This window comes from Streptomyces sp. NPDC111520 (assembly GCF_055635295.1).
Genome location: NZ_JBVKBW010000017.1, coordinates 110,240 through 123,423, shown reverse-complemented (window position 1 = coordinate 123,423; position 13,184 = coordinate 110,240). Strand labels below are relative to the sequence as shown.

14 protein-coding genes are annotated in these 13,184 nt (G+C 74.2%); 10 read left to right on the top strand and 4 right to left on the bottom strand.

The annotated features are described in order from the left end of the window. The first annotated feature begins 43 nt into the window (after positions 1 to 43). The 8 genes from ACZ7MY_RS32885 (at position 44) to ACZ7MY_RS32850 (ending at position 7,574) form a co-directional block, all read left to right on the top strand. Entirely contained in the window at positions 44 to 238 is a 195-nt protein-coding gene (locus tag ACZ7MY_RS32885) for a hypothetical protein (protein WP_499607081.1), read from the top strand. Positions 239 to 390: 152 nt separating this feature from the next. Continuing rightward, positions 391 to 1,284 (top strand): N-acetyl-1-D-myo-inositol-2-amino-2-deoxy-alpha-D-glucopyranoside deacetylase, encoded by an 894-nt coding sequence (gene mshB / locus ACZ7MY_RS32880; RefSeq protein WP_499607078.1) that lies wholly within the window; start codon positions 391 to 393, stop codon positions 1,282 to 1,284. Then, complete coding sequence (locus ACZ7MY_RS32875) at positions 1,281 to 1,637, top strand: DUF6113 family protein (protein ID WP_499607075.1); 357 nt, start codon at positions 1,281 to 1,283, stop codon at positions 1,635 to 1,637. The genes mshB and ACZ7MY_RS32875 overlap by 4 nt, the downstream gene beginning before the upstream one ends. Before the next feature lie 194 nt (positions 1,638 to 1,831). Further along, on the top strand, positions 1,832 to 3,961 hold the full coding sequence (locus ACZ7MY_RS32870; protein ID WP_499607072.1) for a VanW family protein: 2,130 nt from the start codon (positions 1,832 to 1,834) through the stop codon (positions 3,959 to 3,961). Between the two features lie 135 nt (positions 3,962 to 4,096). Next, positions 4,097 to 5,056 carry an ABC transporter ATP-binding protein gene (locus ACZ7MY_RS32865; protein WP_499607069.1) on the top strand — a complete coding sequence of 320 codons (960 nt, stop codon included), beginning with the start codon at positions 4,097 to 4,099 and terminating at the stop codon, positions 5,054 to 5,056. Then, complete coding sequence (locus ACZ7MY_RS32860) at positions 5,053 to 5,766, top strand: ABC transporter permease (protein ID WP_499607066.1); 714 nt, start codon at positions 5,053 to 5,055, stop codon at positions 5,764 to 5,766. The genes ACZ7MY_RS32865 and ACZ7MY_RS32860 overlap by 4 nt, the downstream gene beginning before the upstream one ends. 22 nt (positions 5,767 to 5,788) lie before the next feature. Next, positions 5,789 to 7,036, top strand: coding sequence for a sensor histidine kinase (locus tag ACZ7MY_RS32855; protein ID WP_499607064.1), 1,248 nt, complete (start codon positions 5,789 to 5,791; stop codon positions 7,034 to 7,036). Continuing rightward, positions 6,966 to 7,574 carry a response regulator gene (locus ACZ7MY_RS32850; protein WP_396568620.1) on the top strand — a complete coding sequence of 203 codons (609 nt, stop codon included), beginning with the start codon at positions 6,966 to 6,968 and terminating at the stop codon, positions 7,572 to 7,574. The genes ACZ7MY_RS32855 and ACZ7MY_RS32850 overlap by 71 nt, the downstream gene beginning before the upstream one ends. Positions 7,575 to 7,857: 283 nt before the next feature. Here ACZ7MY_RS32850 and ACZ7MY_RS32845 read toward each other — a convergent pair whose 3' ends face one another. Together ACZ7MY_RS32845 and ACZ7MY_RS32840 are read right to left on the bottom strand one after the other, a co-directional pair. Further along, positions 7,858 to 8,682, bottom strand: coding sequence for a transglutaminase-like and tetratricopeptide repeat-containing protein (locus tag ACZ7MY_RS32845; RefSeq protein WP_499607061.1), 825 nt, complete (start codon positions 8,680 to 8,682; stop codon positions 7,858 to 7,860). Between the two features lie 10 nt (positions 8,683 to 8,692). Further along, entirely contained in the window at positions 8,693 to 9,715 is a 1,023-nt protein-coding gene (locus ACZ7MY_RS32840; protein WP_499607232.1) for a GNAT family N-acetyltransferase, read from the bottom strand. A 113-nt stretch (positions 9,716 to 9,828) separates the two neighbouring features. Here ACZ7MY_RS32840 and fdxA point away from each other — a divergent pair, with 113 nt between their 5' ends. Together fdxA and dapC are read left to right on the top strand one after the other, a co-directional pair. Continuing rightward, positions 9,829 to 10,149 (top strand): ferredoxin, encoded by a 321-nt coding sequence (fdxA, locus tag ACZ7MY_RS32835; RefSeq protein ID WP_018561461.1) that lies wholly within the window; start codon positions 9,829 to 9,831, stop codon positions 10,147 to 10,149. 94 nt (positions 10,150 to 10,243) lie between these two features. After that, positions 10,244 to 11,356: a succinyldiaminopimelate transaminase gene (gene dapC / locus ACZ7MY_RS32830; protein WP_499607059.1), complete on the top strand. Its 1,113-nt coding sequence runs from the start codon at positions 10,244 to 10,246 to the stop codon at positions 11,354 to 11,356. Positions 11,357 to 11,456: 100 nt separating this feature from the next. On the opposite strand, the gene ACZ7MY_RS32825 is transcribed toward dapC, so the two are convergent. Both ACZ7MY_RS32825 and ACZ7MY_RS32820 read right to left on the bottom strand, forming a co-directional pair. Beyond that, complete coding sequence (locus ACZ7MY_RS32825) at positions 11,457 to 11,870, bottom strand: ATP-binding protein (protein WP_499607056.1); 414 nt, start codon at positions 11,868 to 11,870, stop codon at positions 11,457 to 11,459. 285 nt (positions 11,871 to 12,155) lie between these two features. After that, positions 12,156 to 13,157: a VldE C-terminal domain-containing protein gene (locus ACZ7MY_RS32820; RefSeq protein ID WP_499607054.1), complete on the bottom strand. Its 1,002-nt coding sequence runs from the start codon at positions 13,155 to 13,157 to the stop codon at positions 12,156 to 12,158. Between the last annotated feature and the right edge of the window lie 27 nt (positions 13,158 to 13,184).

The following is a 13,184-nucleotide window of genomic DNA, read 5'->3' as shown; positions in this document are numbered from 1 at the left end:
TGGCAATTGCTGTCGGACCACGAGGCCCTGGAGGTGAGCCGCTGTGGCACTTTCGATTTCGGCGGTGCTGCTGCTGCTGATCGTCGTCTTCCTGCTGGTCAGGAAGGCCGGTCTGAAGGCGGGGCACGCGGTGGTCTGCGTACTGCTCGGGTTCTACCTGGCGAGCTCCTCCATCGCCCCGACGATCAGTGACCTGACCAGCAACGTGGCGGGCATGATCGGGGACTTCAAGTTCTGAGCCCGTGCCTTCGGCCCGGGGAGCCGCCGGATCGTCCCCGTGGCCCGCTGCGGGGGTGACCCTCCGCCGTGCGGCGCACCGCGTCGGCGCAGCGGGGGACCCGCCCTTCGGCCGGCCCGGGCCACCCCGACGGCAGGGCCTAGGCTCTCCTCATGACCGCACTGCCCGCCCGGCGACTGCTGCTCGTCCACGCGCATCCCGACGACGAGTCGATCAACAACGGCGCCACCATGGCCAAGTACGCCGCCGAGGGCGCGCACGTCACGCTGGTGACGTGCACCCTCGGGGAGGAGGGCGAGGTCATCCCGCCCGAACTGGCACACCTGGCGCCCGGCCGCGACGACACCCTCGGCGCGTACCGGGCCGGCGAACTCGCGGACGCCATGGTCCAGCTCGGCGTCACCGACCACCGCCTCCTGGGCGGCCCCGGCCGCTTCCGCGACTCCGGGATGATGGGCGCGCCCCAGAACGACCGGCCCGACAGCTTCTGGCAGGCGGACCTCGACCTCGCGGCCGGGTACCTCGTGGAGGTGATCCGCGAGGTCCGTCCGCAGGTCCTGGTCACCTACGACCCCGACGGCGGCTACGGCCACCCCGACCACGTCAAGGCGCACCGGGTCGCCATGCGGGCCGCCGAGCTGTCCGCGGAGCCGGCCTACCGGCGCGACCTCGGCGGGCCGCACTCCGTCGCCAAGGTCTACTGGAACTGCGTCCCCCGCCGCGTGGTCGAGGAGGGCTTCGCCCGGCTGCACGCGGCCGGCCGGCAGATGCCCTTCGAGGGCATCGCGACCGTCGAGGACGTCCCGGGCGTGGTGGACGACGACATGGTGACCGCCGCCATCGACGTGGAGGCCCGCTACGCCGAGCGGAAGGCCGCGGCGATGAAGGCCCACGTCACCCAGATCGCGGTGGACGGCCCGTTCTTCGCGCTCTCCAACGACCTCGGACAGCCCTTGTTCGGCGCCGAGTTCTACCGGCTGGTCAAGGGCGCGCCCGCGCCCGCCGGCAGCCTGGAGGACGACCTGTTCGCCGGGAGCGGGGCATGAGGCGCGCGGCCTACCCCCTGCTCGCGGTCCTGGGCGTGCCGGTCGCCGTCGCGGGGTCGCTGGTCCAGGCCGCCTGGTTCCCGGGCGGGTTGCTGCTGGCGCTCGCCGGGAGCGCGGCGCTCTTCCACGGCGGTGCCAGGCTGACCGGCACCCGGCTGGGCGCGGTGGTGCCGGCGGCGGTGTGGCTGATCACCGTGATGCTGCTCAGCTCGGCCCGTCCGGAAGGCGATTTCCTGTTCGCCAACGGAATCAGCCCGTACGTCTACCTGTTGGGCGGAGCCATGGCGGGAGTGATGTCGGCCACGCTTGTGCAACCCCGAACTCCCCCTGGTGGATCACTTGAGGCACGATAGGCGCCACGTTGCGTCCGTTACGGAGCGAGCGTCGTCCGTTTTGGCGGTCGACGTCACATAAACCCCTTTGATCAGGGCGGTCTCCATCCGGCGGACAGGCGGCTCCGACGCGGCGCCCAGTATGGTGGTGCGCGCCGCCGGGCCGCCCGCGGAAAGGCCGTGACGGGTGGCGAAGCGAACCGGGAGAGCCTGCTTTGAGTCGTGAAACTGATCGTCCGTCCCCCGGCCCCCAGGGCCGGGGCGGAGCCGCGTACCCGTCGGGTACCCCGCCGTACGGAACCCGACCGTTTCCGTCGCTGCATCCGCAGGAGGGCCCGCGCGACGGTGCCGCGAACGGGGAGCCCGCCGATGCCCCCGCCGCGGAGGAGACCAAGACCGAGACCACACTGACCACCCGGGTGCGCATCAACATCCCCGGGTCCCGGCCGATCCCGCCGGTCGTCGTCCGCACGCCCGTCGAGGGCGGCGCGGAGGGCGAGGCGGCCGCCGGGTCCGCACCGGCCGGCCCCGCCGCCGAGTCCGCCCCGCTGCCCGCGGGCTGGGCCACCGGCGGCGGTACGGGCGCCGGCAACGGCACCGGGGCCGGTCAGGGCGCCCCGGCGCCCGCGCCCGAGCCCGCCGCAGAGCCGGCGCCGGGGCCGAAGAGCGAGAAGCCGACGAGCGACTGGTTCGCGCCGCGCAAGGCCGCGCCCGTACCGGCGCCGGCGCCCGAGGCGGCCCAGGAGTTCTCCGCCCCCGAGGTCACCCAGCCGATGCAGATCGGCGACATCCCCGCCCAGCCCGGGCCGGCCGAGCGCGGTCCGGCCCCCGGGCCGGCCGGCGCCCCCGGCGGGCCCCGGCGCGGGGCCATCCCGTACCTGAACGACGGCGCGGTCGGCCCGGCGGGCCCCGGCGGTCCGGTCGCGCCGGGTGGCCCCGGCGGCCCGGGCGGACCGGGTGTTCCCGGCGGCCCCGGTGGGCCCGTGGCGCCCGGCGGTCCGGCCGGCCCCGGTGGCCCCGCCGGCCCCGGGCGTCCCCCTCAAGGGCAGCGTCCGTTCCCCGGCGGGCCCGGTGCGGGCCCCGCGGGTCCGGGGGCCGGTCTGCCCTTCCCGGGGCAGCAGCCGCCGTCCGGCCCCACCGCGGGCCCGGTGACCGGTGAGATGCGGGTGCCCCCGGCGGGCCCCGCGACCGGCCGGCCGCCGTTCCCGACGCCGTTCCCGTCCTCCGCGTCCGAGCGGCTGTCCGGGGACACCGTCGTCAGCGGCATCCCCGCGGTTCCCCCCGCGGGACCGTCCGCGAACCGTCCGGCTCCGGCCGGCGGCGAGATGTACCGCTTCGAGCAGGACGAGCCCGCGGCGCCGCCCGCCGCGCGCCAGAGCGCGGTCGAGCCGCAGCGCAAGGGACGTTCCAAGCTGATACTGGCGGGCGTCGGTGTGCTGGGCCTGGCGGGCATCGCCTACGGCGCCGGACTCCTGATGGACCACTCCGACGTGCCGGCCGGCACGACCGTCTACGGCGTGGAGATCGGCGGCAAGACCAAGGACGCGGCCGTCGCGCTCCTGGACCAGGCGCTGGGCCCCCGCAAGAACGCGCCGATCACCGTCACCGTCGGCGACGCGCAGAAGTCGCTCAAGCCCGCGGCCGCCGGTCTCGTCCTCGACACCGACGCGACCGTCCGCAACGTGGCGCACCGCGACTACAACCCGGTCACCGTCATCGGCTCGCTGTTCGGCGGTTCGCGCGCGGCCGAGCCCGTGCTGACCACCGACGGCGAGAAGCTCCGTGCCCAGCTGGAGAAGCTCTCCCAGGGGCTCGGCGGCTCCGGCTCCGAGGGCATGGTCAAGTTCGTGGACGGCAAGGCCGTCGCCGTCCCCGGCAAGCCCCACGAGGGCGTGGACGTGGGCGCCTCGATCGACGCCGTCACCGCCGCCTACGCCACCCAGGTCGCCACCGGCAAGGCCGGCACGGTCAGCCTGAAGGTCGCCACCGTGGAGCCCAAGGTGACCCAGGAGGCACTCGACAAGGCCGTCGACGGTTTCGGGAAGTCCGCCATGTCCGGGCTGGTCACGGTCCGGGCGGGCGCCGCGCAGGTCCCGTTCAGCCCGGAGAAGTCGCTGTCGCAGATCCTCACGATGGTGCCGGACCAGGAGGGCAACCTGACGCCGTACATCGACCGCAAGGTCCTCCAGGGGCTGTACGGCGGCGCCTTCGACGGTGTGCTGGTCGAACGCGGCGACGGCAGCAAGACCGCCGTCACCCCGGAGGACGTCGCCTCGGCGATGATGGCCGCGCTGCAGACCACCGACGCCGCCAAGAAGACGGTGACCATCGAGGGCGCCTCCTGACCCCCGGTCGCCCGATCCCCGCGTGAAGGTGTGGCCCCGGTACCCGTACCGGGGCCACACCCATGACATCTGTCATCCGCGGGACAGGACGCCCGGCACTGCCGTGCGGACCCCGCCGTCGGCCAGGCTGCTGCCATGACCGCAACAGTGTTCACGCACGTGAGCAAGAGCTTCGGTCAGGTCCGGGCCGTCGACGACCTGAGCCTGACCCTCCACCCCGGTGAGACCGTCGCCCTGCTGGGCCCCAACGGCGCCGGCAAGTCCACCGCCCTGGACCTGCTGCTGGGGCTGCGCACCCCCGACTTCGGCACCGTCGAGGTCTTCGGCACCACCCCGCGCCGGGCGATCGCCGACGGCCGGGTCGGTGCCGTGCTGCAGAGCGGCGGCCTCATGGAGGAGGTCACCGTCCGCGAGCTCGTCCGGCTCGCCTGCGACCTGCACCCGCGCGCCCACCCCGTCGCCGAGGTGATGGCGGCCGCCGGACTGGAGTCCATCGCCGACCGCAAGGTCGACAAGCTCTCCGGCGGGCAGGAGCAGCGCGTGCGCTTCGCCCTGGCCACGGCCGGTGCCAGTGACCTGCTGGTCCTCGACGAGCCGACCACCGGCATGGACGTCTCCGCCCGGCAGGCCTTCTGGGAGGCCATGCGCGGGCAGGTGGCGCGGGGCCGCGCGGTGCTCTTCGCGACCCACTACCTGGAGGAGGCGGACGCCGTCGCCGACCGGGTGCTCGTCCTGCAGGGCGGCCGGCTGGTCGCCGACGGCACCGCCGCCGAGATCAAGGCCCGGGCCGGCGTCCGCCGCATCGTCTTCGACCTGGACACCCCGCCGGACCTGCCCGCCCTGCGGGCCCTGCCGCGGGTCACGGACGTGGAGGTCACCGGGCGCACGGTGCGCATCCGCTCCACGGACGCCGACGCGACCGTGCACGCCCTCTACGCGGCCGGGCTCTACCCCCGGCACCTGGAGGTCGCCGGGCTGGGCCTGGAACAGGCCTTCCTGGCCATCACGGAGTCGTCCGGGAAGTCCGGGCAGCCCGGGCAGCCCGGGAAGTTGGAGAAGTCCGAGAAGTCCGAGAAGGAGGCGGCGGCGCGATGAGGACACTGGCCCGGCTGGAGATCCTGCGCGTCCTGCGCAACCGCAAGTTCATGTTCTTCTCGGTGCTGTACCCGGTGCTGCTCTTCATGATCCTCACGGCCGGCCAGACGGCCGCGATGGTGCCGTACTACATGGTGGCGATGTGCGCCTTCGGCGCCATGACCGCCGTGCTCATGGGCAACTCCGAGCGGATCGCCCGGGAGCGCGACAAGGGCTGGGTGCGCCAGCTGCGGCTCACCGCCCTCCCCGGGCGCGGCTACGTCCTGGCCAAGGTCGCCGCGGCCGCCACGGTCAGCCTGCCCTCGATCGTGCTCGTGCTGCTCGCCGGCGGCGCCGTGAAGGGCGTGCGGATGGCCGCGTGGCAGTGGGCCGGGGTGCTGCTGACCAGCTGGGCGGGGAGCTTCGTCTTCGCCGCGCTGGGCGTGGCCATCGGCTACGTCGCCTCGGCGGAGACCGCCCGTCCCGTCGCGATGATCGCCTACTTCGGGCTCGCGCTGCTCGGCGGGCTGTGGGTGCCCTTCGACTCCTTCCCCGGCTGGCTGCGCGACATCGCGGAGCTGCTCCCGTCCCGCCCGTACGCGGCGCTCGGCCAGGCCGTCGAGTCCGGACGGGCCCCGCACGCCGGGGACGTCGCCGTGCTGGTGGTCTACGGGCTGGTGTTCGCCGGGACAGCCGCTTGGATGTACCGCAAGGACACCGCGAAGGCCTGACGGGCCGGAGAGGAGGAGGACTGTGACCGCCGGAACGACGCAGGCGCCGGACGTCGCCGAGCCCCGGGACGCCCCGGCGATCGGCAGGGCCCCGGAGAACCGCCGCCAGGCCGTGGTCAAGCTGGTCTGGGTGGCCATGTGGATGCTCTACCTCGGCGCCCCGGTCAGCGACCTCGCCGAGGGCGGGCACGGCCTCACGGCGACCGTGCTGGGCTGGCTCGGGCTCGCCGGCTACGTCGCCGTCTACCTCGGCATCGTCTTCCTGCGGACCAACGCCGACCACCAGCCGCGCTGGGTGTACGGGCAGCTCCTGCTGCTGGGCGCGCTGGCGCTGCTGATGACGTTCACCCTCGGCGAGGCCTTCCTCGTCCTGTTCGTCTACCTCGCCGTCGGCTGCGGGGCGGTGCTCCCCGGCCGCCAGGCGCGCTGGGCGATCCCGCTGGTCACCGCGCTGCTCGCCGCCGCCGCCTGGCTCGCCGGCGCGGGCGAGGACCTGGTGATCCCGCTGCTCGTGCCGTGCCTGCTCGGCGGCTACGCCATGATGGGCGTGCGCCAGCTGGTGCGGACCACCCGCGAACTGCGCGAGGCCCGGGCGGCCGTGGCCCAGCTCGCGGCCACGGAGGAACGGCTGCGGCTCGCCCGCGACCTGCACGACCTGCTCGGCCACTCCCTCTCGCTGATCACCCTCAAGAGCGAACTGGCCGGACGCATGCTGCCCGACCGCCCCGAGGACGCCGCCGCGCAGGTGGCCGACATCGAACGGGTCAGCCGGCAGGCCCTGGTGGACGTCCGGGAGGCCGTCAGCGGCTACCGCAGACCCACCCTCGCCACCGAGCTCGCCGGCGCCCGCACCGTCCTGCAGGCCGCCGGCATCCGCGGCCGGCTGCCCGCGACGGTGACCGCCCCGCTCACGCCGGAGGCCGAAGGTGCGCTCGCCTGGGCCCTGCGCGAGGCCGTCACCAACGTCGTACGGCACAGCGGCGCCACACGCTGCGTGGTCACCGTCGCCGAGGACGACGGCACGGTACGGCTCACCGTCGCCGACGACGGCCGGGGACCGGGGCCGGGCGGCACGCACCGCGGCAACGGCCTGACCGGCCTGGAGGAGCGCCTGCAGCTCGCCGGGGGCCGTCTGGAGACCGTGGCGGAGGGCGGCTTCACCCTCCACGCCGTCGTCCCGGCCGACTACGCTCACGGCCATGATCCGGGTGCTGCTGGCAGAGGACCAGTCGATGGTGCGGGAGGCCCTGGCCGCGCTGCTGGGGCTTGAGGGGGACATCGAGGTGGTCGCCCAGGTCGCCCGCGGCGAGGACGTCGTCGGCGCGGCCCGCGACGCCGGGGCACAGGTGGCCCTCCTGGACATCGAGATGCCCGGCGCGATGACCGGCCTCGACGCGGCCGCCGCGGTGCGCGCGGAACTGCCCGGGGTGCGCGTGGTCATCGTCACCACGTTCGGCCGGCCCGGGTACCTGCGCCGCGCGATGGAGGCGGGCGCCGACGCGTTCCTGGTCAAGGACGCGCCCGCGGGGCAACTCGCGGAGGCGGTGCGCAGGGTGCTGCGGGGGGAGAAGGTGATCGACCCCGTGCTCGCGGCGGCCGCGCTGTCGGAGGGGGCCGACCCCCTCACCCCGCGCGAGCGGGACGTCCTGCGTGCGGCGGCCGACGGCTCCCTCAACGCGGACATCGCCCGCCGCCTCCACCTCTCGGAGGGGACCGTCCGCAACTACCTCTCCACGGCGATCCAGAAGACCGCCGCCCGCAACCGCGCCGAAGCGGTCCGCATCGCCCTCGAACGCGGCTGGCTCTAGGCGGCTGTTCGGCTGTTCGGCTGTCCCGCCGTCTCGCGCCCTTCGGGCGCAAAGCGGCGGGCTGCGGATGGGAGGGTGGGGGCCCACTTTGTCGGCAGCCTGCGGGTCGGTGCGTGGCTGGGGTTCAGGCGCCGGAGCGGGTTGCCTCTCCCTTGGCGGAGGTCTCGTTGCCGTCCGCGGGTACAGATGGCCGCTTCCACGCCATCCGTGCGTGGGTGGCGCGCCCGCCGTAACCCGCGACTGCGGGTGCTTCGGGGTGCTGACGAGCGATCGGTACGACATCTCAGTTGAGGAGCGCGCGGGCGGCCCGCGCCTGGCGGCGCATGGCCGTCGCGGCGGAGGGCTCCGCCTCGGCGAGCACGTCGGCGTACTCCTCCATCTCCGTCGCGCCCCGCGCGAAGTCCCCCTTGCGCACCAGCAACTGGGCGTGCTCGAAGCGCAGCCGCGCCGGATGGTGGGGCAGCAGCAGCGCCAGCTCCACCGCCCACAACTGCGTGCCCAGGTGCTCGGGCCGTGCCGACGCCCACGCGCGGATGTTGTTGAGCACCCGCTGCACGATGTCCAGCGGATCCGCCGGCTCCAGCATCGCCGGGGACGGCGCGGCCCCCGTGGCGCCCGCCACCAGTACGCGTACGTCCTCCTCGCCCAGCCGCCGGCCGCCGTTGAACGGGTCGGCCAGCACGAACCCGCCCGCGGGGTCGCCGAAGCCCACGACGAAGTGCCCCGGGAGGGCGACCCCGTGGACCGGGCCGCCCGCGCGCCGGACGACCTCCATCCAGACCACCGACAGCAGGATCGGCAGCCCGCGCCGCCGGCGCAGCACCTCGTGCAGCAGTGAGGACTCCAGCCGCTGGTAGTCGGCGGGGGAGCCGCCGAACCCGCAGCGGCTGCCGAGCAGTTCCGCGGCGGCGTCGGCCCAGTCGCCGGGGGCGGCGAGGCCGTACGGCAGGAGCCCGGCGAGGCGGTCGAGTTCCATCTGCGCCGCGTCCGTGCCCGCCTCGTCGAGGGACGGGTCGGCCTCCGCGCCGATGAGCAGGCACAGCTCCGCGAGGTCGGGGCGCGGTTCGCGGGCGGCCTCGCCGAAGCGCTGCCTCATGGCGTCGTCCATACCGGGCTTCTCACCCTTCCGCGGACAGCGGGCCGCGCCGGTAGTGGTAGGCGTGGTGGGTGGTGAAGCCCATCCGGTCGTAGAGGGCGCGCGCCCCCTCGTTGCCGGTCTCAACCTGCAGGTACGCGCCGGAGGCGCCCTCGTCCAGCGCCTTGCGGGCGAGCGCGGCCATCACGGCCCGGGCCAGTCCGCGCCGCCGGTGGTCCGGGGCCACCTCGACGGCGCCGAAGGAGGCGAACCGGCCGTCGACGACGCAGCGGCCGATCGCCGCGGGCCCGGTGCCGGCGGGACCGTCACCCGGAACGGTGGCGAACCACACCGAGGGACCGCCGCCCAGCACCTTCAGCGCCGCGTCGCCCAGGTCACCCGTGCGGTGGTAGCGGGCGAGCCACGCCGCGTCGGCATCGCGGGACAGTCGTACGGCCTCGGCGCCCGGCAGGTCCGCGATCGGCGCCAGCGCGGCCGTGCGCAGCAGGGCGTGGCCCTCCGCGGTCCAGCCGAAGTGGTCCAGCGCCTCGGCCAGCGCCTCGTCGGAGTCCTCGCCACCGGTGGTGACCTGCACGTACGGCGGCAGGCCGCGGTCGCCGTACCAGCGGGCGATCCGTGCCGCGGCCTCCGACAGCGGGACACCCGGATCGCCGAGCGGCAGCACGGAGTTGGCGCGCCGGGTGAAGCCGCCGGCCGCCCGCAGCGTCCACCCGCCCAGCCGGGCGGTCTCCTGCGCGGGCCAGCCGCGGGAGGCCGATTCCTGCAGTTCCCGGGCGGTCGCACGGGGCGCGCGAGCGGCGCGACGCGCCGGTGCGGCGGGTACGACCTTCCCCGCCACCAGGGACGATTCCGCGATGCGGACGGCTTCTCCGTCCCGTCGGGTGACGACGAGCACCCCGTGGTCCCACGATGTGAGAACCCCGACGGCGTCGGTGAACACCGGGTGTCCGTCGACGATCTCCGCGATCCTCCGTACCGAAACGCGTTTGCCCACGTCAGAAGGGGTTATGCGCACCTCGAGCCGGCCTCCGGCGGTGAAATCCATGCTCATGACCGCCCCTCCTGTTCGTCTGCTGCCCAAGAACGGAGATACTAGGGGCGGGCATCGACGACGCCGCGCTCCCGCGCGAGACAGCCCTATCGAGGAGGAACGACAGCGTGACCTACGTCATCGCGCAGCCTTGTGTCGACGTCAAGGACAAGGCGTGCATCGAGGAGTGCCCCGTCGACTGCATCTACGAGGGCCAGCGGTCCTTGTACATCCACCCGGACGAATGCGTCGACTGCGGAGCCTGTGAGCCGGTCTGCCCGGTGGAGGCCATCTTCTACGAGGACGACACCCCGGAGGAGTGGAAGGACTACTACAAGGCGAACGTCGAGTTCTTCGACGAGCTCGGTTCGCCCGGTGGTGCCTCCAAGCTCGGGCTGATCGAGCGCGACCACCCCTTCATCGCCGCCCTGCCCCCGCAGGGCGAATGACCCGAGAATTGCGTGCGGTCCCGCACGGCACACCGCCGTGCGGGACCGTCGTGCCTCAGGCAGTGGCAGGCCGCGTGCCTGCGAGGAACGGAAAGTGAGCACCACCGTGGCGCAGCCAGTCTCGTCCAGACTCCCCGTCTTCCCGTGGGACCGGCTCGAACCGTACAAGGCCACGGCCGCCGCCCATCCCGGCGGCATCGTCGACCTGTCGGTCGGCACCCCGGTCGACCCGGTCCCGCACATCGTGCAGCGTGCCCTGTCCGCGGCCGCGGACAGCCCCGGCTACCCGACCGTGTGGGGGACGCCGCAACTGCGCGCCGCCATCACCGGCTGGGCCGGCCGCCGGCTGGGCGCCGACGGGCTGACCGACGCGCACGTGCTGCCGGTGGTCGGTTCGAAGGAGCTGGTGGCCTGGCTGCCGACCCAACTGGGGCTCGGCGCGGGCGACAAGGTGGCGTACCCGCGGCTCGCCTACCCGACGTACGAGGTCGGGGCGCGGCTGGCGGGCGCCGAGCCGGTCGTCTACGACGAACCGACCGAGCCCGACCCGGCCGGGCTGCGGCTGCTGTGGCTCAACAGCCCCTCCAACCCCACCGGTCGCGTGCTGTCCAAGGACGAGCTGACCCGTGCCGTCGCCTGGGCGCGCGAGCACGGCGTGCTGGTCTTCAGCGACGAGTGCTACCTGGAGCTGGGCTGGGACGCCGACCCGGTCTCCGTCCTGCACCCGGACGTCTGCGGCGGCTCCTACGAGGGCATCGTGGCCGTCCACTCGCTGTCCAAGCGCTCCAACCTGGCCGGCTACCGCTCCGCCTTCCTCCTGGGCGACCCGGCCGTGCTCGGCGAGCTGCTGCAGATCCGCAAGCACGGCGGCATGATGACGCCCGCCCCGGTGCAGGCCGCCACGGTCGCGGCGCTCGGGGACGACGCCCACGTGGCCCGGCAGCGCGAGCGCTACGCGCGGCGGCGGGCGACGCTGCGGGAGGCCTTCGAGGCCGCCGGCTTCCGCATCGAGCACAGCGAGGCGAGCCTGTACCTGTGGGCGACGCGCGACGAGTCCTGCTGGGACACCGTCGCGGACCTGTCCAAGCACGGCATCCTCGTGGCGCCCGGCGACTTCTACGGCGCGGCGGGCGAGCGGTACGTACGGATCGCCTTCACCGCCACCGACGAGCGGGTGGCGGCGGCGGTGCGCCGGCTGTCCTCCTGAGCCGCGGCGGTACGCCCGGCGGCGGTACGGCCGCGCACAGGACGCGCAAAGGGCCCGGGGAGCACCGCTCCCCGGGCCCTTTCGGTGCGGCTGTGGGGGGTCAGCCGCCGATGGGGAGCCCCTGGAGGGGCAGTTGGCCGGTGGAGGGGAGGCCACCCGGCAGCCCCGAGCCCTTGGCGGTCTTCCCGAGCTCCTGGGCGGTGCCGCCGACGGTCTTGGCGGCCTCCGTCGCGGCGCCCTTGACGGTGGGCTGGGTGCTCTTGGCGAGGCCGCCGACGGTCTCGGTCGTCGCGGGCAGCGCCTGCTGCACGGTCTTCACGGCGCCGGACTGCTTGGCCACGCCGTTCACGGTGCCGGTGAGCTCGGGGGTCTTGTCCACGTTGGTCAGCCCACCCAGGTCGCCGACCTGCGGCAGCTCGGCGGCGGACGCGGCACCGGCACCGATGAGAGGAGCCGCGGCCGCGCCGACCAGCAGGGCGGCCCGGGCGATCCGACGCGCGAGGGGGAGAGACATGGTGCTCCTTTTACGGAGAGACGACAGTTTCGACGTGACATGTCCGCGGGGCGGACGTCGTGACTACCGCGTGAAGGGGGCCGAAGGTTGCGGCCGCCAAGAGTAAAGAGTTGGTAATGCAGCCGGATTCCCGGGGCGGTAAAGCGGAGCAATTCGGACGGAGCCGGAACTGCCGCGGAAACGTCACAGCCCTTGATCAGAAGCTTTTTTCGCACCCCCGAACGAGGGGATTCACATCTGATGGGTTTGGCGTATCAATCACCCGCCTGGGGGTGAATGCCCGCACTATTGCGCGACGGTGATCCTGACATCGCCCGCGGCGCCCCGCGCGGCGTCGGAATTCGACGCCGTCCAGCCCCGGTCGGATGCCTCCGCCGACCACTCGCGGTCCCCAAAGGTCACCTTCTCCACCTTCAGTTCATGGGCGTGCGCCACCGCCCACTGGGCCAGCTCCCAGCCCCGTCGGCCCTCGTCGCCGCGCGCCTCGTCCCTCGCCGGGGCCGACGGCACCGCCACCGTGCGGCGGGCCGGACCCCCGCCCCGCGCACCGTTCTTGGCGTCCTGCGTGGTCCCGTCGCCGGGGTCCGCCGGCGTCTCGGTGGTCCGCGGCGCCACGTCGGCACCGAACTCCCGCACCAGCCGGGCCCGCACCTTCGCCGGGTCGCCCCCGGAGACCGTCCCCGCGGCGACCGGGGTGACGCAGGTGAGCGCCCCGGCGTGCCGGCCGGTCAGCGCGCCGGCCAGCAGCGCGGCGTCCGCCTCGTGCTTGGCGTACGCCTGCGGGAAGCCGCTCTTCTGCACTTTCTGCGCGGCCACCGTGAGGGGCAGCCGGGAATAGCCGTGGATCTTCACCAAGCCGTCGAAGAATTCATTGGAGGCGTAGACCGGGTCCATGATCTGCGCGGCCGTGCCCCAGCCCTGCGAAGGGCGCTGCTGGAACAGGCCCACCGAGTCGCGGTCCCCGTGGTCGAGATTGCGCAGCGCCGACTCCTGCATGGACGTGGCCAGCGCTATCGTCACCGCGCGCTCCGGCAGCCCGCGCGAGGCCGCCACCGCGGCGATCGTCGAGGCGTTCGCCGCCTGCTGCGGCTCCAGGGTGAGGCTGCCGGCCTCCGTGGTGACCGTGCAGGCCGGATGGCGCGGACCGCCGCCGACACCGGCGAAGTGGTACGCGGCATAGCCCGCGACCCCCAGCAACACCAGCCCTGCGGTGGCCAGACGGGCGGCGCGCCCCCGCCTGCGGGGGGCGTGCGCGGCGGGTGTCGAGGTCGACGGTGGCTTCGGCACGCGCACACCGTACCGAAGCCCGCTGTG

What these genes read in the sequence shown, in the direction of transcription:
- ACZ7MY_RS32840 (WP_499607232.1), bottom strand. Translation starts at nt 9,715, where the DNA reads ATGGATTTCACCGCCGGAGGCCGGCTCGAGGTGCGCATAACCCCTTCT.
- ACZ7MY_RS32865 (WP_499607069.1), top strand. Translation starts at nt 4,097, where the DNA reads ATGACCGCAACAGTGTTCACGCACGTGAGCAAGAGCTTCGGTCAGGTC.
- ACZ7MY_RS32860 (WP_499607066.1), top strand. Translation starts at nt 5,053, where the DNA reads ATGAGGACACTGGCCCGGCTGGAGATCCTGCGCGTCCTGCGCAACCGC.
- mshB (WP_499607078.1), top strand. Translation starts at nt 391, where the DNA reads ATGACCGCACTGCCCGCCCGGCGACTGCTGCTCGTCCACGCGCATCCC.
- ACZ7MY_RS32825 (WP_499607056.1), bottom strand. Translation starts at nt 11,870, where the DNA reads ATGTCTCTCCCCCTCGCGCGTCGGATCGCCCGGGCCGCCCTGCTGGTC.
- ACZ7MY_RS32850 (WP_396568620.1), top strand. Translation starts at nt 6,966, where the DNA reads ATGATCCGGGTGCTGCTGGCAGAGGACCAGTCGATGGTGCGGGAGGCC.
- ACZ7MY_RS32845 (WP_499607061.1), bottom strand. Translation starts at nt 8,682, where the DNA reads ATGGACGACGCCATGAGGCAGCGCTTCGGCGAGGCCGCCCGCGAACCG.
- ACZ7MY_RS32875 (WP_499607075.1), top strand. Translation starts at nt 1,281, where the DNA reads ATGAGGCGCGCGGCCTACCCCCTGCTCGCGGTCCTGGGCGTGCCGGTC.